A 21,729-nucleotide genomic window follows, 5' to 3' on the forward strand; every position below is an offset into this window, starting at 1 on the left:
CAATCCTGCATGTCCCGGTCTTTCAGGTCGCTTCGAGCCGGCCGCCCTGCCGCGCGCCGGCGCGTGCGCTCATCACGGCCCAGCCGAAGATGCCGATGCCGGCCAGCGCCAACAGCGCCCCGACCCACCCGGTCGAGGTCCAGCCCAGGCCCGCCGCAATCGCCACGCCGCCGAGCCACGCGCCGAGCGCGTTGGCCATGTTGAAGGCCGAGTGGTTGAGCGCGGCGGCAAGCGTCTGCGCGTCGCCCGCTACGTCCATCAGGCGGATCTGCAGCGCCGGGCCGATGGCGACGGTAGTGCCGATAAGAAACACGTTGAACGCCGCGGTAAAGACGTTGTGCGCCGCGAACGTGAACATGGCGAGCACCAGCGCCGCATACACCAGCAGGCCGCCGATGGTGCGCATGAGCGACTTGTCGGCCAGCCGCGAACCGACGAGGTTGCCCGTGACCATGCCCAGGCCGAACAGCGCAAGCACGAAGGGCACGCCGCCCAAAGGCAAGCCAGCCACTTCGATGAGCGTGGGCTTGATGTAGCTGAACACGGAGAACATGCCGCCGAAGCCAATGGCGCCGATGCCGAGCGTGAACCACACCTGCTTGCGCTTGAGCGCGCCAAGCTCGCGCCAGGGGCTGGCACCCGCGGGCGCCGCAAGATCGGGAATGTCGCGGCGCAGCAGCGCCACGGCAATGAGCGCGATGACACCGACGAACACGAAGGCCGCGCGCCAGCCGAACAGCTGGCCGAGCCACGCGGCAATCGGCACGCCGACGAGCGTGGCGCCTGTGAGACCCAGCATGACAAGGCCCACGGCCCGCGCGCGCCGTCCGGGTGGCGCAAGCGTGGCCGCCACCAGCGCGGCAACGCCAAAGTAGGTGCCGTGCGGCAGGCCGGTCGCAAAGCGCAGCAGGTTGAGCGACATGTAGCCCGGCGCCATGGCGCTGGCAAAGTTGCCGGCGGCAAAAATGGCCATGAGCACAATCAGCAGCGCGCGCCGGCGCCAACCCGCGGCAAGCACCGCGAGCACGGGCGCGCCGATGACCACACCCAGCGCATAGGCGCTGATGACGTGGCCCGCCTGAGGAATGGTGACGTCGATGTCGCGCGCAACCTCGGGCAGCAGGCCCATGATGACGAATTCACCCGTACCGATGGCAAAGCCGCCCACGCCGAGCGCGAGCACGGCCCGCAAGAAGTTGACGGGCCGAGGCGACGCAGACGAAGAAGAGGAAATGTCGGTGTCCGCGCCAACATCGGGCGCGGGTGGGGAGGCGTTCAAGGCCAGGCTCCTGGGAGGGTGCCCGGCGGCGACGGGCAGAGCCCGATTTTAGGGTAAACCCTGAACTGCTGCCGATACGCAGATGGCGAAGGGCCGATACCCGGAATGGGCTTTTATGGCTTCTGACCCGAACGGTCAGATAGCGACGAGCTGCCGCACGCCCTGTGCTTCCATGTCCTTGCCCAAGCCGCGCGCGATCACCTCGCCGCGTTCCATCACCAGGTAGTCGTCGGCCAGCTCCTCTGCAAAGTCGTAGTACTGCTCGCACAGCACGATGGCCATGTCGCCGCGGTCGGCCAGCATACGGATGACGCGGCCGATGTCCTTGATGATGCTGGGCTGAATGCCTTCGGTGGGCTCGTCGAGGATCAGGAGCTTGGGCTTGGGTGCAAGCGCGCGGGCAATGGCCAATTGCTGCTGCTGCCCGCCCGAGAGATCGCCGCCTCTTCTGTTGATCATCTGCTTGAGCACGGGGAACAGCTCGAACAGTTCTGATGGAATGGGCGTGCTGCCGCTCTTGTAGGCCAGGCCCATGCGCAGGTTTTCTTCGACGGTGAGTCGCGCAAAAATTTCGCGGCCCTGGGGGACGAAGCCGATGCCGGCTCTTGCCCGCTCGTATGGCGTGGCCTTGTGGATCGGCTTGCCCTCGAGCTCGATGCTGCCGCTCTTGATGGGAACGAGCCCCATCAGCGACTTGAGCAGCGTGGTCTTGCCTACGCCGTTGCGGCCCAGCAGCACCGTGACCTTGCCGAGCGTGGCCTCGAAGCTCACGTCGCGCAGGATGTGGGAGCCGCCGTAGTACTGGTGGATGTTCTTGACTGTCAGCATGAAATCGATTCCTCAGCGGCCAAGATAAACCTCGATCACGCGCTCATCGGCCTGCACCTCGTCCAACGTGCCCTGCGCCAGTACCGATCCATCGCACAGCACCGTCACGATCTCGGAGATCGTGCGGATGAAGCTCATGTCGTGCTCCACCACCATCAGCGAGTGCTTGCCCTTGAGCGTGAGAAAAAGCTCGGCGGTGCGCGCCGTTTCCTCATCGGTCATGCCGGCCACGGGTTCGTCGAGCAGCAGCAGCTTCGGGTCCTGCATCAGCAGCATGCCTATCTCGAGCCATTGCTTCTGTCCGTGGCTCAGGTTGCCCGCCAGGCGCGACACGCTCTCGGCCAGGTGAATGGTGTGCAGCACTTCGGCCAGCCGGTCGCTCTGCGCCGAGTCGAGCCTGAACAGCATCGACGCCCGTACGCCCTTGTTGGTCTTGAGCGCGAGCTCGAGGTTTTCGAACACGGTGAGATGCTCGAACACGGTCGGCTTCTGGAACTTGCGGCCGATGCCGAGTTGCGCAATTTCGGCTTCGCGGTGGCGCAGCAGATCGATGGTGCTGCCGAAGAACACCGTGCCTTCGTCGGGCCGGGTCTTGCCGGTGATGATGTCCATCATCGTCGTCTTGCCCGCACCGTTGGGGCCGATGATGCAGCGCAGCTCGCCCGGCGCAATGTCGAGAGACAGCTTGTTGATGGCCTTGAAGCCGTCGAAGCTCACGCTCACGTCTTCAAGGTACAGGATGCGGCCGTGCGTCACGTCGACCTCGCCCGGCGTGGCAATGCGGCCGAAGCCAGCGGAACGGCCGCCGGACTCGGTGCTGCCACTCACATAGTGAATGCCGTGGGCGCGTGCGGCGCGCTCGGCGCCGGCTTCCATCAGGTCGGGTGTCATTCAGAAACCTCCGCGCTTTGCGCTGCGGTATTCGCCTTGGGAGCGGCCCGGCGGCTCATGCGCGCGCTCCCTTCACTTCGGGCGCGAGCGGCGCATGCAGCGCCTCGGGCTCCATGCCCTGCGCGGCAGCCATGGCGCGCTGCGCTTCCTCGCGGCCGGCACTCGGTGCAGCGGGCGCCGCCTTCTCGCGGGACAGCCATTTCTTCACCAGCCCCACGATGCCGTTCGGCAGGAACAGCGTGACGGCAATGAACAACGCACCCAGAAAGTAAAGCCAGTATTCCGGGTACGCGACGGTGAGCCAGCTCTTCGCACCGTTGACGATGAAAGCGCCGATGATCGGTCCGATGAGCGTTGCGCGACCGCCCACGGCCGCCCAGATCGCGATCTCGATGGAGTTGGCCGCGCTCATCTCGCCGGGGTTGATGATGCCGACCTGCGGCACATACAGCGCACCGGCAACGCCGCACATGATGGCCGAGATGACCCAGATCGTGAGCTTGTAGGGCAGCGGGTTGTAGCCCGAGAACATCACACGCGTTTCCGCATCGCGAATGGCCTGCAGCACGCGGCCGAACTTGCTGCCGATGAGCCACCTGGCAAACAGGAAGAAGCCCAGCAGCGTAATGCCCGTGAGCGCAAACAGCGTCATGCGCATTTCTTGCGTCGCAATCGGAATACCCAGGATGCGCTTGAAGTCGGTAAAGCCGTTGTTGCCTCCGAAGCCCGTCTCGTTGCGGAAGAACAGCAGCATGGCCGCGAAAGTCATGGCCTGCGTGATGATCGAAAAATACACGCCCTTGATGCGCGAGCGGAAGGCGAAGAAGCCGAACACGAAGGCGATGAGCCCCGGCACCGCGACGATGAGGATCAGCGTGGCGATGAAGCTGTCGCTGAAGGTCCAGTGCCAAGGCAGCGTCTTCCAGTCGAGAAACACCATGAAGTCCGGCAGGTCGCTCTTGTAGTTGCCGTCGCGGCCGATCTGCCGCATGAGGTACATGCCCATCATGTAGCCGCCCAGCGCGAAGAAGAGGCCATGGCCCAGCGAGAGAATGCCGGTGTAGCCCCAGATCAGGTCCATGGCCAGCGCGCAGATCGCGTAGCACATGATCTTGCCGACCAACGCCACGGCGTAGTCGCTCATGTGCACAGGGCTGTCCGCGGGCACCCATATGTTGAGCACCGGCGCCACCGCGCACACCACGATCAGCGCAACGAAAAAGGCTGTCCAGCCCTTGCCGCTCAACAGCGGCCCCTTGGTGGGAAGTACGACCTCGCTGCTCATGCTTCTGCGCTCCGGCCCTTCATGGCAAAGATGCCTTGAGGTCTCTTCTGAATGAAGATGATGATGAAAACGAGCACCGCGATCTTCGCGAGCACCGCGCCCGCCCAGCCCTCGATGAACTTGTTGAGAACGCCAAGACCCAGGGCCGCATACACGGTGCCCGCAAGCTGGCCGACGCCGCCCATCACGACCACCATGAAGCTGTCGACGATATAGCTCTGGCCGAGGTCGGGCCCCACGTTGCCGATCTGGCTCAGCGCACAACCCGCAAGGCCCGCGATGCCGGAGCCAAGCGCAAAGGCGTAGGTGTCGATGCGCGCCGTGTTCACGCCCATGCACGAGGCAATGGGCCGGTTTTGCGTCACGCCGCGCACAAACAGGCCCAGGCGCGTGCGGGCGATGAGCCAGCCCATGGCCAGCAGCACCAGCGCCGCGAAGATGATGATGCAGATGCGGTTCCACGGCAGCGTGACGTTGCTCAGCATGGTGAAGCCGCCGCTCATCCAACCGGGGTTTTCCACGCCGACGTTCTGCGCGCCGAAGAGCGATCGCACAAGCTGCTGCAGCATCAGGCTGATGCCCCAGGTGGCAAGCAGCGTTTCGAGGGGGCGGCCGTAAAGAAATCGGATCACGCCGCGTTCGAGCACCGCGCCCACGAGCGCCGATGCCAGAAACGAAACCGGAATGGCTGCTACCAGGTACCAGCCGAATGCCGCCTCGGGCATGTACTTCTGGAAGATGCCCTGCATCACATAGGTGGCGTAGGCGCCGATCATCATCAGCTCGCCATGCGCCATGTTGATGACGCCCATCAAGCCGTAGGTAATGGCGAGGCCTAGCGCGGCGAGCAGCAGCACCGAGCCCAGGCTGATGCCGCTGAACACGGCGTTGATGCGGTCGCCCCACACCAGCGAGCCGTCGATGCTTGCAATGGAAGCGACGATGGCGGCCTTGACGTCCGCCTCGGTTTCATCGGCCAGGCGCTGGTTGAGCAGCAGCTTGGTGTCGGGGCTGCTGTTGGCGCCGAGCTCCTTCGCGGCGGCCAGGCGCTTGGCCTTGTCGGCGCTGCCGAGCATGCTGGCAGCGCGCACCAGCTGGAGCTGCGCCTTGATGCCTGGGTTGGTCTCGGCGGCCAGCGCCTTCTCGACCATGGGTACACGCGACTCGTCGGGTTCCTTGAAGAGCGCCTGCGCGGCTTCGGCGCGCACCGCATCGTCCTTGCTCGTGAGCTTGAGCGCGGCCTGCGCGGCATCGAGCGCGCCGCGCATCAGGTTGTTGTTGACCACGTCCTCGGCCGTGTCGGGCACCTTCAACTCGGCGCCGGTCACGGGGTCGTAGCCTTTGTCGTCCTTCATCACGAAGACCTTGTCTTCGGTGTACTTGACCGCGCCTTCCGACATGGCCTGGATGAAGGCCGCGGTTTTTTCGTCGGCCGTGAGCACGGCCTTGTTGAGGGCGGTGATGCGCGATTCGGATTCGCCCGAGGCAATGGCCTTGGCTTCGTCGGCGGTCAGCGCGTGGACGGCCGTCGCCATGAGCAGCAAGGCGGCGAGTGCACAGTGAAGGGGTCGTCGAAGCATTGTGAAAGTGGAAGTTGGGATTGGCTCCTTCGCCTTCCGGGGGAAGGTTGGGATGGGGGGCACGCGGCGCCTCGACAAGCGCAGTGCTCGAATCGACCGCCGTCAGCCCCCACCCCTGCCCTCCCCCGGAGGGGAGGGAGAAAGAAACACACTTACATCGACTTGCCAGCCGGCTGGTCCGGCTTCTTGTCGTTGCCTTCGATGTACGGGCTCCACGGCTTGGCCTTGACCGGACCGGGCGTCTTCCACACTACGCTGAACTGGCCGTCCGCCTTGATCTCGCCGATGAACACGCTCTTGTGCAGGTGATGGTTCTTCTCGTCCATCTTGGACACGATGCCCGAAGGCGCCGTGAAGGTCTGGCCGGCCATCGCTGCGATCACCTTGTCGGTGTCCGTGCTCTTGGCCTTCTCGACCGCCTGCTTCCACATGTGGATGCCGATCCAGGTGGCTTCCATCGGGTCGTTGGTGAGCGGTTTGTCCTTGTGGCCGGCGATGTTCTTGGCCTTGGCGTAGTCGCCCCACTGCTTGATGAACGCCGTGTTGGTCGGGTTCTTGATCGACATGAAGTAGTTCCATGCGGCCAGATGGCCGACCAGCGGCTTGGTGTCCACGCCGCGCAGTTCTTCTTCGCCCACCGAGAAGGCCACCACCGGCACGTCCTTGGCCTTCAGGCCCGCGTTGCCCAGTTCCTTGTAGAAGGGCACGTTGGAGTCACCGTTGATGGTGGACACCACGGCCGTCTTGCCGCCGGCCGAGAACTTCTTGATGTCGGCGACGATGGTCTGGTAGTCGCTGTGGCCGAAGGGGGTGTACTTCTCGTCGATGTCGGTGTCCTTCACGCCCTTGCTCTTGAGGTAGGCGCGCAGGATCTTGTTGGTGGTGCGGGGGTACACGTAGTCGGTGCCCAGCAGCACCCAGCGCTTGGCGCCGCCGCCTTCCTTGCTCATGAGGTAGTCGACAGCCGGAATGGCTTGCTGGTTGGGCGCGGCGCCCGTGTAGAACACGTTCTTGGAGAGCTCTTCACCTTCGTACTGCACGGGGTAGAACAAGAGTCCGTTCATTTCCTCGACCACCGGCAGCACCGACTTGCGCGACACCGAGGTCCAGCAGCCGAAGATCACCGAAACCTTGTCCTGGCCGAGCAGTTGCTTGGTCTTTTCGGCGAACAGCGGCCAGTTGGAAGCCGGGTCGACCACCACGGGCTCGAGCTGCTTGCCCAGCACGCCGCCCTTCTTGTTGATGTCGTCGATGGCCATCAGCACCGTGTCTTTCAACACGGTTTCAGAAATGGCCATCGTGCCCGACAGCGAGTGCAGCACGCCGACCTTGATGGTGTCGGCGGCAAAGGCCGGCGCAGCGGAGATGCTGGCCAGGGCGACGGCGGCGGTGAGCGCCTTGAGGGTGAAACGACGTTGCATGTGGACTCCTGCTCCGGGGTGGTTGAAACCTGCTCGCCGGGCTCGCCGGACGATGGAGGGGAGTCTGCGGATTCGACCGCGCGCGAGAAATACGCCGGGTGGCGTACACGGAGGTACTCAGGGCGGGAGTGTCGAGCCGCAACACAAAAACCCATTTTGGGCTTTAAAATACCCAAAATGGGCATGTCCTCGTCGCAAGTAAAACAGACCGCAAGGTCCGCCAGCCTGGCGGATGCCCTGTTCACGACCACCCAGCAGCGCGTGCTCGGCTATCTCTTCGGCCAGCCGGACCGGAGTTTCTTTTCCACCGAGCTGATCAAGTTGACCGGCGCAGGCTCCGGCGCCGTGCAACGCGAACTCAAACAGTTGGCAGACAGTGGCCTGCTCATCACATCGCGCGTCGGCAACCAGAAGCACTATCAAGCCAATGCCGCGGCTCCGATCTTCGACGAATTGAGCAGCATCGTTCGCAAGACCTTCGGACTCGCAGGTCCACTGCGCGAAGCGCTGGAACCGCTGGCCGAAAAGATCGAAGCCGCGTTCGTGTTCGGCTCTGTGGCCAAGAAGAGCGACACGGCCGCGAGCGACATCGACCTGCTGCTGATCAGTGAAGAACTTGCGTATTCGGATCTGTTTCTCGCTCTCGATGCAGTGTCGGCACGTCTGGGCCGTACAGTGAACCCGACCATGTTCACAAGAAAAGAACTGATGCGAAAGCACAAAGACGGCGAATCGTTCGTGAAGCGCGTCATGGAGCAGCCCAAGCTCTGGATCATCGGCAACGCGCATGCCCTCCCCGCTTGAAAACCTGTGCGGCCCGACCAAGCCGCTCGCCGCAGAACCTCCGGATGCTCGCGAATTCGCGGGCCTGGTGCGTTCCGGACTCGCGCGCCTGGCGGACGCTCAGGTGATGCAACTTTCCGTCGAGGGCCGATTCGATCTTGCCTACAACGCAGCGCATGCCATGTGCCTCGCGGCGCTGCGTTGGCATGGCTACCGCTCAGGCAACCGCTTCATTGTCTTTCAGGTGCTGCCTCATACATTGGAGCTGGGCCCGGAGGTGTGGCGGGTACTGGCCAAGTGCCATGAAATACGTAATCTCGGAGAGTACGAGGGCGACATGAATGTAGACGAGCGCATCGTTCGCGATCTGATCGCCGCATGCCAACGCGTCTCCTCTAAGCTTTCTGAACTGCCTCCACCCAAGCCCGACTAGACGTTCGCGGCCGAAATGAAACTCGGCGCCTCCAGCTTGAACTGCGCCGCCGCAAAGGCCCAGACCATCCGCGTCGCGTCCGGCCCGGCCGGGTCGCTGAAAAGCAGGCTGGCGGCGCCGCCGCTCCAGGCGTGGCCCAGGCCTGCAATCTCGCACAGCGTGACCAGCGTGCGGCCCTTGCGGCGGAACTGGGTCACGCGCATGGGGTGCCGTTTGCCACGCTGGAGCGTGCGCGCGAGGCCTGGCTTAGCACCTACCGCCGTGGCCCACACGGCCGCGCTATTGACGGCGTTGCTCGGCGCGACCACGGCGTCGGCATCGCCATGCAGCACCAGCATCGGTGGCAATGTCGCGAAGACGGCGGCGGCGCCCATTGCCTTGCCGACCGCGGTGGAGGGCATCGGCGGCGTGTGCTGGCCGCGCATCGCGCCCAAGGCGGTGGCCGAGGACTTCGCGGCGCCAGGCGCCACGCCTGAATGCATGACCACGGCGCGAAATCGCAGCGGGTAGCGCGTTGCCAGCAGGGCCGCCATGCTGGCTCCGGCCGAGAGGCCGGCCAGCGCAATGCGCTCGCGGTCTACCGGGTACAGCACGCAGGCCTGATCGATGGCAGCCATCAGCGTGGCGGCCTCGGCGTCGGCCTTGCCCGAGCGTCGCTCATACCAGTTCCAGCAACCTTGCGGGTGGGCCAGCCTGTCTTGCTCCAGATAAAGCACCAGAAAGCGCTGCCGTACCGCGAGCGCGTTCATGCGAGTGCTGGCCGCAAAGTCGCGCCCGGTCTGACCGCAGCCGTGCAGCATGACCATGAGCGGCAATCTCTCGCCGGGCTTCAGCTTCAGGTCGGCCGGGCGAAAGAGGTGATAGCCCCGCGCGCCGCCCGGGCCCAGCGCCATGCCGCTGAGCCAGTCGCCCCGGCCCGGCGGCGGCTTGAGGCGCTTTGCGGTGGCGCGCTGCACCTGCCCGGTCACGCGCTTGCTGTTGCTCAGCGTGAGCTTGGTCAGGGCCTTCAGGTTGCGCTCATAGGCGCGGGCAAAGAGAGAAGCAGCGGTGGAACGACGAACCATGGGCGCAGTGTGAAGGCAAAGCGCCGGCCGTCCAAACGGGCGGTGAAGGCCTGGAGCCCCGCCCCGTGCCTCAGTAGATCTCCGGCACCATCATGCTCGCCGGCACCGGCTGGCGCAGGTAGTCGGCGTGGCGCTCCCGTGCGGGCAGCTGAACCGGCGAATGCGCCACTTCCTGGTAGGGCAGCTGGCCCAGCAGGTGGCTGATGCAATTGAGCCGCGCCTTCTTCTTGTCGACCGCCTGCACCACCCACCAGGGCGCCTCTGGAATGTGGGTGCGCTCCAGCATGATTTCCTTTGCCTTGGTGTATTCCTCCCAGCGGCGGCGGCTTTCGAGGTCCATGGGGCTCAGCTTCCATTGCTTGAGCGGATCGTGAATGCGCCCGAGAAAGCGCATGTGCTGCTCGTCGTCGGTAATCGAGAACCAGTACTTGATGAGCTTGATGCCCGAGCGCACCAGCATTTTTTCGAACTCCGGCACGGTTCGGAAGAACTCCTCGTACTCGTCGTCGGTGCAAAAGCCCATCACGCGCTCGACGCCGGCGCGGTTGTACCAGCTGCGGTCGAACAGCACCATTTCGCCGGCCGCCGGAAGGTGCGCGGCATAGCGCTGAAAGTACCACTGGGTGCGTTCGCGGTCGTTGGGCGCCGGCAGCGCGGCCACGCGCGCCACGCGCGGGTTCAGGCGCTGGGTGATGCGCTTGATGACACCGCCCTTGCCTGCCGCGTCGCGGCCCTCGAAAAGAATGACCACCTTCTGCTTGCTGTGCTGAACCCAGTCCTGCAGCTTGACGAGTTCGCCCTGAAGGCGGAACAGCTCCTTGAAGTAGGCCTGCCGCGCGGCCTTGTCGGTGGCGCGGGCGGCGGGATCGAGGTCGCCGATGTCGCGGTCTTCGATCTCCAGCTCCAACTCCTCGTCATAGCTGTCGATCAAATCGCGGGCGATGCGTTGCATCAGTTCTTCGTGGTCTGGAAGTGCGCTCGTCAGCATCATGGCAAGGAAGGAGGGATGTGTGAGGTGGAGCAAGGCATGCTGCACGCAGCGTATGACCGTTGCGTGACTGTTCGGCGTCGGCGGACACGAGGTTGTCACATAGGTCGAACACCATCCGTGCACCCCTTTGGCTTTCCTGATCCAGACGCACCTTGCCGGCACTCCATGACCTGGCCGCCAACTCGTATGGCGGCGACGAAGCCGGGCTGATCTGCGGCTACCTTTTCGACGCCGCCGCGCCGGAGCCGGTGCGGGCGATCGACTCGGCGCAGGCCGCGGCGTGGTTGGACACCGGTGCGCCTCCCTCGTCGGACTCCGCATTCCTGTGGCTCCACTTCAATTTGAGCCACGCCCAGGCCGAGCGCTGGCTGCTGCGCCACGCGCAACTCTCGGGCACCTTTTATGAAGCGCTGCACGAGGGCCTGCCCTCCACGCGCATCGAGCGCGCCGACGATTCGCTGATCGCGGTCATCAACGACGTGCACTTCGAATTCAGCTTCGAGCCCTCGGACATCTCCACGCTCTGGATCAGCGTGGGGCCGCGCCTGGTGGTCACGGCGCGCGCCAAGCCGCTGCGCTCGGTCGACGCGCTGCGAACGGCCGTCAAGGCTGGAGACGCCCCGCGCTCCAGCACCGAACTGCTCGAGCACCTGCTGCGCGCCCAGGCCGACGTGCTGGTAAAGATCGTGCGCGGCGTCACTTCGCGCATCGACCGCATCGAGGACGAACTGCTGGCCGGCCGGCTCGACCACAAGCGCGCGCGGCTCGGCGTGCTGCGCCGGCTGCTGGTGCGGCTGCAGCGGCTGCTGGCGCCCGAGCCCGCCGCCCTGTTCCGCCTGCTGCAAGGGCCACCGGCCTGGATGGCCGAGCCCGATGCGCAAGAGCTGCGCGGCTCGACCGAAGAGTTTTCAGTGGTGCTGCGCGACATGCAGGCGCTGCAGGAGCGCATCAAGCTGCTGCAAGAAGAAATTGCCGCCGATGTGAACGAGGACAACAACCGCAGCCTGTTCGTGCTGACGGTGGTAACGGTGCTCGCGCTGCCCATCAACATTCTTGCGGGCCTGTTCGGAATGAACGTGGGCGGCATTCCGCTGGCCGAGCACAAGCACGGGTTCTGGATCGTGGTGGCCATCGTTGCGAGCTTTACCGCCGTGGCCGCGTGGACGGCTTTTCGCAAGAAGCGCTAAGCCGCGTCGGCTGCCGCAGTAATGCTATTTATTTAATAGCAACCACAATAGCATCCATGCGCCCGCATCGGTGTTGCAGACCCAATAGAATGATCATGTGTCCTCTATTCTCAATGCCGATCTGCACTGCCATTCCGTGGTTTCCGACGGCACGCTGACGCCCGAAGAACTCGCGGCGCGCGCCGCTGCCAACGGGGTCGAGCTCTGGGCGCTCACCGACCATGACGAGGTCGGCGGCCAGCACCGCGCGGCCGCAGCGGCGCGCGCCAACGGCCTGCGCTATCTCACCGGCACCGAAATTTCGGTCACCTTTGCCAACGAAACGGTGCACATCGTCGGCCTGGGCTTCGATCCGGACGACGCCGCCATGACGCAGGGCCTCTACGACACGCGCGGCGGCCGCGGCAAGCGCGCGCAGGAAATGGCCGAGGGGCTGGCCAAGGTCGGCATTCACGGCGCTTACGAAGGCGCGCTCAAGTTCGTGGGCAACCCCGAACTGATCTCGCGCACCCACTTTGCGCGCTTCCTGGTCGAGCAAGGGCATTGCCGCGACACCCCCGAGGTGTTTCGCAAGTTCCTGACCGAAGGCAAGCCCGGCTATGTGCCGCACCGCTGGGCCTCGCTGAAAGACGCGGTCCAGTGGATCACGGCCGCCAAGGGCATGGCCGTCATTGCGCACCCGGGCCGCTACAAGTTCACCGCCAACGAGGAATACGCGCTGTTCCTCGAGTTCAAGGCACATGGCGGGCAGGCGATCGAAGTTGTCACCGGCAGCCATACGACAGCCGAATACGTCGAATACGCCGACAAGGCGCTCGAGTTCGATTTCGCCGCCTCGCGCGGCAGCGATTTCCACAGCCCCGACGAAAGCCATTGCGATCTCGGCAAGCTGCCACCGTTGCCCGGCGCGCTCACGCCGGTGTGGGAACTGCTCAGCCACCGCATCCAGCAGTGAGCCAGAGCCCCGGGCCCGGCACCGACAGCGCGGCAACCGCCGCACTGGCGAACGCCCGCGCCGCCGCACAGCAAACGCGCGACGTCGAATCTGAACGCATCCTCGCGGGCATTGGCCTGGTGCTGGTGGCGGTGGCCTGCTTTGCCACGCTCGACACGGCAACCAAGACATCGACCGCCGCCGTGCCGATTCTCATGGGCGTGTGGTTCCGCTATGCCTTCCAGGCCGTGGCCACCACGGCGGTGCTGCTGCCCAAGCACGGCACGGCGCTGCTGCGCACGCAGCACCCGCGCTACCAGTTGCTGCGCGGTGCCCTGCTGCTGGCGTCGAGCACGCTGGCCTTTTTGAGCCTGCGCTACATGCCGCTGGCAGAGTTCACCTCCATCGTGCTGATAGCGCCGCTGGTCATTACGCTCTTGGCGGCCACCACGCTGAAGGAGCACGTTTCGGTGCTGCGCTGGGCGCTGGTGGCGGGCGGCTTTGCCGGCACGCTGGTCATCTTGCGGCCGGGCGGCGATGCATTCAGCTGGGCCGTGCTGCTGCCCATCGGGCTGGTGCTGACCAATGCATGGTTCCAGGTGCTCACGAGCAAGCTGGCGCAAACCGAGAACCCGCTCACCATGCATTTCTACACCGGCTGGGTGGGCACGTTGATCGCATCCCTGGCGCTGCCGTTCGTGTGGACGGCCCTGCCCTCGTGGCACTGGTGGGCGTTGCTGTGCCTCATGGGTTTCATGGGCACGGTGGGGCACTTCATTCTTATCCTCGCCTACCAGCGCGCGCCGGCCTCCACGCTCACGCCCTACCTTTATGCCCAGATCGCCTTTGCCATGCTGGGCGGCTGGCTCGTTTTTTCCCACGTGCCCGACCGTGTCTCGCTCATCGGCATTTCGATGATTGCGGTTTGCGGCGCGGCCGGCGCCTGGCTCACGGTGCGCGAGCGCCGCGTGCCCATCGAGCCGGCAGAATCGTAATCAGGAGTCTTCTTCATGGCCCAGTACTTCGAAGTCCACCCCGACAACCCCCAGCAACGCCTGCTCAAGCAGGCCGCCACGCTGCTGCAGCGCGGCGAGATCGTGGCCGTGCCCACCGACTCGAGCTACGCGCTGGCCTGCCACCTCGACGACAAGGACGCGGTCGACCAGCTGCGCCGTATTCGCCAGGTCGACGAGAAGCACCATCTCACGCTGATCTGCCGTGACCTGAGCGAGCTGGCCAACTATGCGCGCGTCGACAACAAGCAGTACCGCCTGCTGAAGGCCGCCACGCCGGGCCCCTACACCTTCCTGCTCGAAGCCACCAAGGAAGTGCCGCGGCGCGTGAGCCACCCGCAGCGCAAGACCATCGGCCTGCGCGTGCCCGACCATAAGGTGCTGCTCGAACTGCTGGCGCTGCACGGCGCGCCGCTCCTGGCCACGACCCTGATCGCACCCGGCGAAACCGAAGCACTGAACGATGCGCAAACCATTCGCGAGCGTTTCGAGAAGCAGATCGGCGCGGTGATCGACGCGGGCGCCTGCCCTTCGCAGCCCACCACCGTGGTCGACCTCACGCCCATGGGCGCGGGCGACGATCCGGTCGTGGTGCGGCAAGGCCGCGGCGCGCTGGCGGTGCTTGGTCTCTGACGAGCGGCACCGAAGCTTTCAGTCTGTCTGACACAATCGCCCAGTGGATATTTCCAACCTGATACAGACCGTACTTATTTACGCACTGCCCGTGGTTTTCGCGATCACGGTGCACGAGGCGGCGCACGGTTATGTGGCGCGCCATTTTGGCGACAACACCGCTGAAGTCATGGGACGCGTGACGCTCAATCCCATCAAGCACATCGATCCCATCGGGACCATCCTGATGCCGTTGCTGCTGTACTTCGCAACCTCTGGTGCGTTCCTGTTCGGTTATGCCAAGCCGGTGCCGGTGAACTTCGGGCGCCTTCGCCATCCGAAACGCGACATGATCTGGGTGGCGCTGGCCGGCCCGGCGTCCAACTTTGTGCAAGCGATTCTTTGGGCCCTGCTGCTGGTCGGGCTCGTTGCAGCGGGCATCGATGAAACCTTTTTCATCAAAATGGCGCAAGGCGGCGTGCTGGTCAACCTGGTGATGTGGGCCTTCAACCTGTTTCCGCTGCCCCCTCTGGACGGCGGGCGCGTGCTCGCAGGCCTGCTCCCCAACGGCCCGGCGCAAAATTTCCTGGCGCGCATCGAGCCCTTCGGTTTCTTCATCGTGATGGGCCTGGTCATCGCCGGCATCGTCGGCACCTTCTGGCTGCGTCCGCTGATGGACGTCGGCTACACGGTCATCAACGTGCTTATTTCCCCGCTCACGGCTTTGCTGCGTTAAGTTCCTCTCCATGGTTTCGTCTTCTTCAGCTCCCCTGCGCGTCCTGACCGGCATCACGCCGTCCGGCACGCCGCACCTCGGCAACTACGTCGGCTCGATCCGCCATTCGGTGCGGCAGAGCGTGGCGCCGGGCGTGGAGAGCTTTTTCTTCCTGGCCGACTACCACGCGCTCATCAAGGTGCAGGAGCCGGCGCTCATCCAGCGCTCCACGCTCGAAATTGCCGCCAGCTGGCTGGCTTGCGGGCTCGACCCCGAGCGCGTGACCTTCTACCGCCAGTCGGACATTGCCGAAATTACCGAGCTCACCTGGTTTCTGACCTGCGTGACCGGCAAGGGCGTGCTCAACCGCGCCCATGCCTACAAGGCCCAGCTCGACAAGAACGTGGCCAAGGGCGAAGACCCGGATTCCGACGTGACCGCCGGCCTGTTCATGTACCCGGTGCTGATGGGTGCAGACATCCTGATGTTCAACGCGCACAAGGTGCCCGTGGGCCGTGATCAGGTGCAGCACATCGAAATGGCGCGCGACATGGCGCAGCGCTTCAACCACCAGTACGGCGAGCACTTCACGCTGCCGGACGCCGAGATCGACGATGCCGTCGCCACCCTGCCCGGCTTGGACGGCCGCAAGATGAGCAAGAGCTACGGCAACACCATTCCGCTGTTTGCGCCGCGCGGCCAGCTGCAAAAGCAGATTGCGAGCATCGTCACCGACTCGCGCGCGCCCGGCGAACCCAAGGACACCGAAGGCTCCGCGTTGTTCCAGATCTACCAGGCCTTTGCCACCGCCGAAGAGACCGAAACGCTGCGCAAGGCGTACGCCGAAGGCATCGGCTGGGGCGACGCCAAGCAGATGCTGTTCGAGCGCATCGACCGCGAGGTGGCGCCGCTGCGCGCCCGTTATGAAGAGCTGATGAACAACCCGGCGGAGATCGAGCGCATTCTGCTTGTCGGCGCCGAAAAGGCCCGCAAGCTTTCGCGTCCCTTCATGACCGAACTGCGCCATGCAGTGGGGCTGCGCAACCTTGCGGCGGGCCGCGACAAGGGCGGCGCACGCAAGGCGGCCAAGGTCGCCAAGCCGAGCTTCAAGCAGTACCGCGAGCGCGACGGGCTGTTCTATTTCAAGCTGCTCGATGCGAACGGCGCAGCCCTACTCCAAAGCCGCGGTTTCGCGTCGCCGCAGGAGGCCGGGCGTGCGATTGCCACCCTGCAGCAACAGCGCGGCGCGGCATTGACCGCGCTCGCCGACCAGCTGGAGCCGATTGGCACGGAAGAATTGAGCGCCGCGAACGCGGCGCTGGAAGCACTGGCGGAGGCAGCGACCGCGACCAGCGGAAGTTGATCCGGCATATGTCCATCGGCTCACCCGCCGGGGACAGACGAGAGTAGACGGGCGATCACAAAGGAAGAAAACATGAGCATTTATGTCATCGACGACCATCCCCTGATGCGCGACGCAATCGTGATGGTGTTGCGGCGCCTGCGGCCGGCCGAAAACATCGTCGAGCTCGAGCGGCTGGACAAGCTCGCGAGCTCGGTTCAGCAGCGCGGCGCACCGACCCTTTTCTGCCTCGACCTGAAGCTGCCCGACACCAACGGCGTTTCGGGTGTGGTCGCAGTCAAGCAGGTCTACCCCAACGTGCCGATCGCCGTTTACTCGGCGGCACCGGCTGCGGACATGGAAGACGCGTGCATCGAAGCAGGCGCGGACACCTACATCGAGAAGTCGGCCAGCTCGGCCGAACTGGCCGCCGTGCTGCGCGGCCTCTTGATGGCCGGTTCGGAGGAAGCGGACGAGCCCGCGCTGGCCAATAACAGCAAGCTGTCCAAGCGCCAGACGCAGTTGATCGCCATGCTTGACAAGGGCATGAGCAACCGCGACATCGCCACAGACCTGGAGATCAGCGAGCACACGGTGAAGGTGCACCTGTGGCGCCTGTTCCGCCGCCTGGGCGTGAAGAGCCGCACGCAGGCGCTGCACTACGCGCGGACCAACGGGCTGATTTCAAATAACTAGTCTCGAGACTGAGGCTCGCCCCGAGGCTCCGCGCACTTCGTGCGCTTCTCCTTCCCCCTACCGGGGGCAACACCAGAGGCCCGGCGAAGCCGGTTCCTCGGTGTTTCTGAAAGGGAGACTGGGGCGAATTGTTGGACTGCTGAAAACCGCGCTGAGGCGCGGTTTTTTTATGGCTGCAAGCCGGTCGGCAGTCAGCCGCCGCCCGAGGCGCTGACGCGGGCTTGGGCCACGGCTTCGTCGGCGTCGTGCAGTGCAACTCGGAATACGCTGCCGCTGCCGAGGCGCGAGCGCACGCTGACGGGGTGGCCGAGCACGTGGGAGAGCCGGGCGACGATGGCCAGGCCCAGGCCGAAGCCGTCGGACGTGCCGGCATGGTCGGCCACCTTGTAGAACTCCAGGAAAACGTCGCGCAGGTGTTCGGGGGCAATGCCGATGCCGGTGTCCCACACCTCGATGCGCATGCCCTCGCGCGTTTGACGCGAAGCGAGCAGCACGCCGCCGTCGGAGGTGTACTTGATGGCATTTGCGATCAGGTTGCCGATCATGCGGCGCACGCGAATGGGGTCGGTCAGAAAGCTGCCTTCCGTCACGTGCACCCGGAAATCGAGCCCCCGGCTTTCGGCGACCGGGCGGTACTGCAGCTCGAGGTCGTGCAGCAGCTCGGCCACGTCCACGCGCTCGATGTGCAGGCGCACTTGGCCTGAATCGATGCGTGCCAGGTCGAACATCGAATCGAACAATGCGTTCACCGCGTGCGTGGCGCGAACGATCTTGGGCGCGAGTTCCAGCACCAGTTCAGGCTCGTTGCGCAGCCAGTCGGCATAGAGCGACAGCGCCAATACCGGCTGGCGCATGTCGTGCGCGGCGCTCGCGAGAAAGCGGTTCTTCATGGCCACGGCAGCCACTGCGGCCTGCCGCTGCTGCGTGAGCGACTTGATCAGGATGTGGTTGTGGAACAGCAGCTCCAGGCTGTTGCGCGCCGTTTCGTGAATATGGCGGCCAGCCCGCAGCAGCAAGAACCAATGCAGGATGGGCAGGATCGGCATCAGGTAGCCGTACTGGAAATGCGGCTCCACGATGTTGATGCTCACCAGCCGGATCAGCACCGCCCCCAGCATGGTGATGAACAGCGTGTTGACGTAGCGTTTGAGCAGCGGCGGGTGCAGCGCCAGCCCGTTGAGCGGGAACGTGCCCACGCCGGCGACGATGAGCCAACTCATGAACTGGTTGACCTGCGGCGTGCGCTCGAAGAACAGCAGGATCGATGCGCCCCATACGATGGCGCTGGTGCTCCACACGAAGCCGTAGCGCTCGGTGAACTGCAGCTGCGCCGCGGCGCTCCGGCCGGCGTAGCGCACCGCATAGACCCTGGCCCCCCAGGCGCGGAAGCCCGTGGCAGCAAAGCCGAAGGCAAGCCACGTGAGCAGCTCCCAGTGGGGCACGTAGCTCCAGTTCAGGCCGACCATCAACGGCATGAGCGCCGCCGAGACGATGTAGGAGCCGCGCGCGGAGCGCATCAGGCTGCGGATCAGCTCGCCGCGCACCCACGATTCGGCCTCGTCAGCTGAAGCCGGGACCGGTGTCACGCTTGCGATCGACGCATTGGCCATGTGGCGCTTCGCCCCCTCTTTATTCGACTACAGGAATTCCCTCAGCACGCCGGGCATGAAGAGGTGGCGATCTTAACGGCCCGGTACCGCTGTTTTGAGGGAAGAACGGGGTGCGGAGCGCACGAGGGCAAAACGATTCGGCTGTCACGAAAACGAAAGTCTCCGCTTTGGGCCGCTGCTCGCACCGGTGCTGCTTCTGGCTTGGCGCCGCGTCAGTACTCCTCGGGAAACAGCAAGCGAGTGCTGGTCCTGTTCCCGCCGCGGCTGGCAGCCTCCGTGACCACCCAGACCACGACATGCCCGACCACGTGGACTCCCATCAGCTGCGCGCCTGACCGCAGGGCTCGATCATTGGCTTTCGCTTCCTTGTGGCCCACGCTACCCCAGTCGCCGCACTGGTGACGAGACAACAGAGCCGCCGGGCAGATTGCATGTTTCGCGAGAAATGCCAGGACGGCCGGCGTAATCACCACCGCGCCGGTTTCGAACAGAGGCGCGGCGGGCTTGAGGACTTCAGTGCCTTGCGCGGGCGCAGATACGCGGTCGATAGGCATCAAGGCTCCGGCGGTAGAAAGGCAAAGAAGTCGAAAGGCAAAACGGAAGGACGTACTATAGTCGCTGGCGTACTATAGTGCGCGCCCGGAAACTGCAGGCCGATGCCTCAGTCCGCAATTGATCCGTTCGAACACGCCTTGCGGCGGATGTTTGCGAACGCCATCAGCAAGTGCCGCAGGGACCTCGACCTCAGCCAGGAGGCGCTTGCCGAGCTGACCGACATGAGTACGAGCTACATCAGCCTCCTGGAACGCGGGCAACGCAATCTGACGATATTGGCCGCTTCCAGAATTGCCAACGCCTACGGCATGAAGCTGTCCGACTTTGTGGCTCTGGCGGAGACTTACAACGAAGGCGAATGAGACCTTCGCGTTTTAACCATCAGCACCTCGCCCTGAATTGCTGATCCCTGGCTTCCTTGCGCCGCTCGGCAATCCAGGACTGGGATGCGCCGCTTTGCGGCTGCCGCGCGAGCCCGTCGTAGTGCTCGACCTGCTGGTTCCAGTGCGCGCAGCGTGAAGAATCGCCGGCCGTTACGCCAGCCGTGGCCGCGCCGCGCTGCCCCATCGCCTGGCGCTGCACTGCGTACCCTTGCTGGGTTTGCTGGTCGGCAATCTGGACCCGCTCCTCCCACGAAAGGCCGCCAGGAACAGCCTCTATCCGCTCCACCAACGCACCGCGCTCCCTGCAGTGGTCCGGTGACCAGAAGCGCCCGCCGCTATTGCTCACGCAGAGAAACACCTGGGCCGAACCAGCCGAATCGAGATTGCGCACCGGCGGGGACACGTCCACAACCCGGCCCTTTTCGCACGGATCGCTGCCGTACTGGTTGCCGCAGCGGTAGACCTGCTGGGCCTCGGCCTGGGCAATGGCGCCGAGGGCCACAAACAGCAAAGCAAGGAAAGGGAGGCGCATGCCGGATGGTAGCCGCGCGTTTCAATGAAGAACAGGCAAAAAAATAGCCCCTTTGCGGGGCCATTCTTGGAGGAGAGGGAGGGATTCGAACCCTCGGTACTATCGCTAGTACGCCTGATTTCGAGTCAGGTACATTCGACCACTCTGCCACCTCTCCGGTGCTGTCGAGCCTGCGATTCTAGCAGACAAAAACGGGGGTTTTAAAGCCCCGGGCGCATCAGGCGCGCAACACTTCCAGCCCGCCCAGGTAGGGCCGCAGTGCCGCGGGCACGTTGATCGAGCCGTCTTCGTTCTGGTGGTTTTCCAGCACAGCGACCAGCGTACGGCCCACGGCCAGGCCCGAGCCGTTGAGCGTGTGGACGAGTTCGTTCTTGCCCTGTGCGTTCTTGAAACGGGCCTGCAGGCGGCGGGCCTGGAAGGCTTCGCAGTTCGAAACCGAGCTGATCTCGCGGTAGGTGTTCTGGGCGGGCAGCCACACCTCGAGGTCGTAGGTCTTGGTGGAGCCAAAGCCCATGTCGCCGGTGCACAGCAGAACCACGCGGTACGGCAGTTCCAGCGCCTGCAGCACGGCTTCGGCGTGGCCGGTCATCTGCTCGAGCGCGTCGTAGCTCTTTTCGGGGTGCACGATCTGCACCATCTCGACCTTGTCGAATTGGTGCTGGCGGATCATGCCGCGCGTGTCACGCCCGGCGCTGCCGGCTTCGGAACGGAAGCAAGGCGTGTGGGCGGTGAGCTTGATCGGCAGCTGCGCCTCGGGCACGACTTCGTCGCGCACGAAGTTGGTGAGCGGCACTTCGCTGGTCGGAATGAGATACAGCGCCGAATGGTCGGGCGCGGGCTCGCCGTCTTGCCCGCCCTTCTTGGCCGCAAACAGGTCGCCTTCGAACTTGGGCAACTGGCCGGTGCCGCTGAGCGTGGCCGCATTGACGATGTAGGGCACGTAGCATTCGGTGTACCCGTGCTTCTCGGTCTGGGTGTCGAGCATGAACTGCGCGAGCGCGCGGTGCAGCCGGGCAATCGGCCCTTTCATGACACTGAAGCGCGAGCCCGAGAGCTTGGCGCCCATTTCAAAGTCGAGGCCGAGCGGTGCGCCAAGGTCCACATGGTCCTTTGGCGTGAAGGCCAGCGGCGTGGCGTTGGCGCCGGCTCCGCCTTGGGGGCTCCAGCGGCGCATTTCGACATTGCCGGTTTCGTCTTCGCCGATCGGCACGCTGGCATGCGGCAGGTTGGGCACCGCCAGCAGCAAGGCGTGCAGTTCGGGCTGGATTTCTTCCAGGCGCTTGGACTGCGATTCCTGCTCGGCCTTGAGCGCGTTGACCTCGGCCATCAGTGCATCGACGGATTCGCCCTTGGCCTTGAGCGGGCCGATCTGCTTGTTCAGCGTGTTGCGGCGGGCCTGGATTTCCTCGGTGCGGGTTTGCAGCGTCTTGCGCTCGGCCTCGAGCGCGGTGAACGCCGATACGTCGAGGTAAGGCTGGTTCTTCTTGCGTTTTTCGAGGCCGGCCACAGCGGAGGCCAAATCTTTGCGGAGCAGGGTGATGTCGAGCATGGGGGGATTTTAGGTGGGCGTAGCATCTTGCTCCCCACAACCCGAC

At 64.7% G+C, this 21,729-nt stretch carries 22 protein-coding genes and 1 tRNA gene; 10 read left to right on the plus strand and 13 right to left on the minus strand.

Translation table 11 applies throughout. From position 1 onward, the window contains the following. Nucleotides 1–22 precede the first annotated feature (22 nt). The 6 genes from GOQ09_RS20445 to urtA all read right to left on the minus strand — a co-directional run bounded on the left by GOQ09_RS20445 (nt 23) and on the right by urtA (nt 7,284). Nucleotides 23–1,279, minus strand: coding sequence for an MFS transporter (locus GOQ09_RS20445; RefSeq protein ID WP_157615216.1), 1,257 nt, complete (start codon nt 1,277–1,279; stop codon nt 23–25). A 135-nt stretch (nt 1,280–1,414) separates the two neighbouring features. Then, nucleotides 1,415–2,107 (minus strand): urea ABC transporter ATP-binding subunit UrtE, encoded by a 693-nt coding sequence (gene urtE / locus GOQ09_RS20450; protein ID WP_157615218.1) that lies wholly within the window; start codon nt 2,105–2,107, stop codon nt 1,415–1,417. 12 nt (nt 2,108–2,119) lie between these two features. Further along, complete coding sequence (gene urtD, locus GOQ09_RS20455) at nt 2,120–2,998, minus strand: urea ABC transporter ATP-binding protein UrtD (RefSeq protein ID WP_157615220.1); 879 nt, start codon at nt 2,996–2,998, stop codon at nt 2,120–2,122. A 55-nt stretch (nt 2,999–3,053) separates the two neighbouring features. Continuing rightward, entirely contained in the window at nt 3,054–4,283 is a 1,230-nt protein-coding gene (gene urtC, locus GOQ09_RS20460; RefSeq protein ID WP_157615222.1) for an urea ABC transporter permease subunit UrtC, read from the minus strand. Next, nucleotides 4,280–5,827: an urea ABC transporter permease subunit UrtB gene (gene urtB / locus GOQ09_RS20465; RefSeq protein ID WP_157616785.1), complete on the minus strand. Its 1,548-nt coding sequence runs from the start codon at nt 5,825–5,827 to the stop codon at nt 4,280–4,282. Before urtB ends, urtC begins: the two co-directional genes overlap by 4 nt. Before the next feature lie 188 nt (nt 5,828–6,015). Then, complete coding sequence (gene urtA / locus GOQ09_RS20470) at nt 6,016–7,284, minus strand: urea ABC transporter substrate-binding protein (protein WP_157615223.1); 1,269 nt, start codon at nt 7,282–7,284, stop codon at nt 6,016–6,018. 177 nt (nt 7,285–7,461) lie between these two features. Here urtA and GOQ09_RS20475 point away from each other — a divergent pair, with 177 nt between their 5' ends. Beyond that, the gene (locus tag GOQ09_RS20475; protein WP_207309879.1) at nt 7,462–8,088 is read left to right on the plus strand and encodes a nucleotidyltransferase domain-containing protein; all 627 of its coding nucleotides are present in this window, start codon (nt 7,462–7,464) and stop codon (nt 8,086–8,088) included. Continuing rightward, entirely contained in the window at nt 8,072–8,500 is a 429-nt protein-coding gene (locus tag GOQ09_RS20480; RefSeq protein WP_157615225.1) for a hypothetical protein, read from the plus strand. The genes GOQ09_RS20475 and GOQ09_RS20480 overlap by 17 nt, the downstream gene beginning before the upstream one ends. Here GOQ09_RS20480 and GOQ09_RS20485 read toward each other — a convergent pair. Both GOQ09_RS20485 and ppk2 read right to left on the minus strand, forming a co-directional pair. After that, on the minus strand, nt 8,497–9,564 hold the full coding sequence (locus GOQ09_RS20485; protein ID WP_157615227.1) for an extracellular catalytic domain type 1 short-chain-length polyhydroxyalkanoate depolymerase: 1,068 nt from the start codon (nt 9,562–9,564) through the stop codon (nt 8,497–8,499). The genes GOQ09_RS20480 and GOQ09_RS20485 overlap by 4 nt on opposite strands. Nucleotides 9,565–9,634: 70 nt before the next feature. Further along, the gene (gene ppk2 / locus GOQ09_RS20490) at nt 9,635–10,552 is read right to left on the minus strand and encodes a polyphosphate kinase 2 (protein WP_431769316.1); all 918 of its coding nucleotides are present in this window, start codon (nt 10,550–10,552) and stop codon (nt 9,635–9,637) included. A 155-nt stretch (nt 10,553–10,707) separates the two neighbouring features. Here ppk2 and GOQ09_RS20495 point away from each other — a divergent pair, with 155 nt between their 5' ends. The 7 genes from GOQ09_RS20495 to GOQ09_RS20525 all read left to right on the plus strand — a co-directional run bounded on the left by GOQ09_RS20495 (nt 10,708) and on the right by GOQ09_RS20525 (nt 17,054). Continuing rightward, nucleotides 10,708–11,742 (plus strand): transporter, encoded by a 1,035-nt coding sequence (locus GOQ09_RS20495; protein ID WP_157615231.1) that lies wholly within the window; start codon nt 10,708–10,710, stop codon nt 11,740–11,742. A gap of 97 nt (nt 11,743–11,839) precedes the next feature. Then, a complete protein-coding gene (locus tag GOQ09_RS20500; RefSeq protein WP_157615233.1) occupies nt 11,840–12,697 on the plus strand; it encodes a 3',5'-nucleoside bisphosphate phosphatase in 858 nt (285 codons plus the stop codon). After that, nucleotides 12,694–13,671, plus strand: a complete 978-nt coding sequence (locus GOQ09_RS20505; RefSeq protein WP_157615235.1) for a DMT family transporter — start codon at nt 12,694–12,696, stop codon at nt 13,669–13,671. Before GOQ09_RS20500 ends, GOQ09_RS20505 begins: the two co-directional genes overlap by 4 nt. Before the next feature lie 15 nt (nt 13,672–13,686). Beyond that, nucleotides 13,687–14,322: an L-threonylcarbamoyladenylate synthase gene (locus GOQ09_RS20510; protein WP_157615237.1), complete on the plus strand. Its 636-nt coding sequence runs from the start codon at nt 13,687–13,689 to the stop codon at nt 14,320–14,322. 43 nt (nt 14,323–14,365) lie between these two features. Next, on the plus strand, nt 14,366–15,037 hold the full coding sequence (locus tag GOQ09_RS20515; protein WP_157615239.1) for a site-2 protease family protein: 672 nt from the start codon (nt 14,366–14,368) through the stop codon (nt 15,035–15,037). Between the two features lie 10 nt (nt 15,038–15,047). After that, entirely contained in the window at nt 15,048–16,379 is a 1,332-nt protein-coding gene (locus tag GOQ09_RS20520; RefSeq protein ID WP_157615240.1) for a tryptophan--tRNA ligase, read from the plus strand. Nucleotides 16,380–16,451: 72 nt separating this feature from the next. Further along, nucleotides 16,452–17,054, plus strand: coding sequence for a response regulator transcription factor (locus GOQ09_RS20525; protein WP_126750085.1), 603 nt, complete (start codon nt 16,452–16,454; stop codon nt 17,052–17,054). A gap of 191 nt (nt 17,055–17,245) precedes the next feature. Here the strand turns inward: GOQ09_RS20525 and shkS are convergent, their stop codons facing one another. Continuing rightward, nucleotides 17,246–18,664, minus strand: coding sequence for a surface-behavior sensor histidine kinase ShkS (shkS, locus tag GOQ09_RS20530; RefSeq protein WP_157615242.1), 1,419 nt, complete (start codon nt 18,662–18,664; stop codon nt 17,246–17,248). Between the two features lie 212 nt (nt 18,665–18,876). Further along, a complete protein-coding gene (locus GOQ09_RS20535) occupies nt 18,877–19,218 on the minus strand; it encodes a hypothetical protein (RefSeq protein WP_157615244.1) in 342 nt (113 codons plus the stop codon). Nucleotides 19,219–19,320: 102 nt separating this feature from the next. Between GOQ09_RS20535 and GOQ09_RS20540 the strand changes: the two genes are divergently transcribed. After that, on the plus strand, nt 19,321–19,581 hold the full coding sequence (locus tag GOQ09_RS20540) for a helix-turn-helix domain-containing protein (RefSeq protein ID WP_157615246.1): 261 nt from the start codon (nt 19,321–19,323) through the stop codon (nt 19,579–19,581). A gap of 19 nt (nt 19,582–19,600) precedes the next feature. On the opposite strand, the gene GOQ09_RS20545 is transcribed toward GOQ09_RS20540, so the two are convergent. The 3 genes from GOQ09_RS20545 to serS form a co-directional block, all read right to left on the minus strand. Further along, nucleotides 19,601–20,134, minus strand: a complete 534-nt coding sequence (locus GOQ09_RS20545) for a hypothetical protein (protein ID WP_157615248.1) — start codon at nt 20,132–20,134, stop codon at nt 19,601–19,603. A 67-nt stretch (nt 20,135–20,201) separates the two neighbouring features. Beyond that, nucleotides 20,202–20,291: transfer RNA gene (locus tag GOQ09_RS20550), tRNA-Ser, on the minus strand. Nucleotides 20,292–20,351: 60 nt separating this feature from the next. Continuing rightward, nucleotides 20,352–21,683 (minus strand): serine--tRNA ligase, encoded by a 1,332-nt coding sequence (serS, locus tag GOQ09_RS20555; RefSeq protein ID WP_157615249.1) that lies wholly within the window; start codon nt 21,681–21,683, stop codon nt 20,352–20,354. Between the last annotated feature and the right edge of the window lie 46 nt (nt 21,684–21,729).

Source organism: Variovorax paradoxus, assembly GCF_009755665.1.
In the GTDB taxonomy this organism is placed as follows: domain Bacteria; phylum Pseudomonadota; class Gammaproteobacteria; order Burkholderiales; family Burkholderiaceae_C; genus Variovorax; species Variovorax paradoxus_G.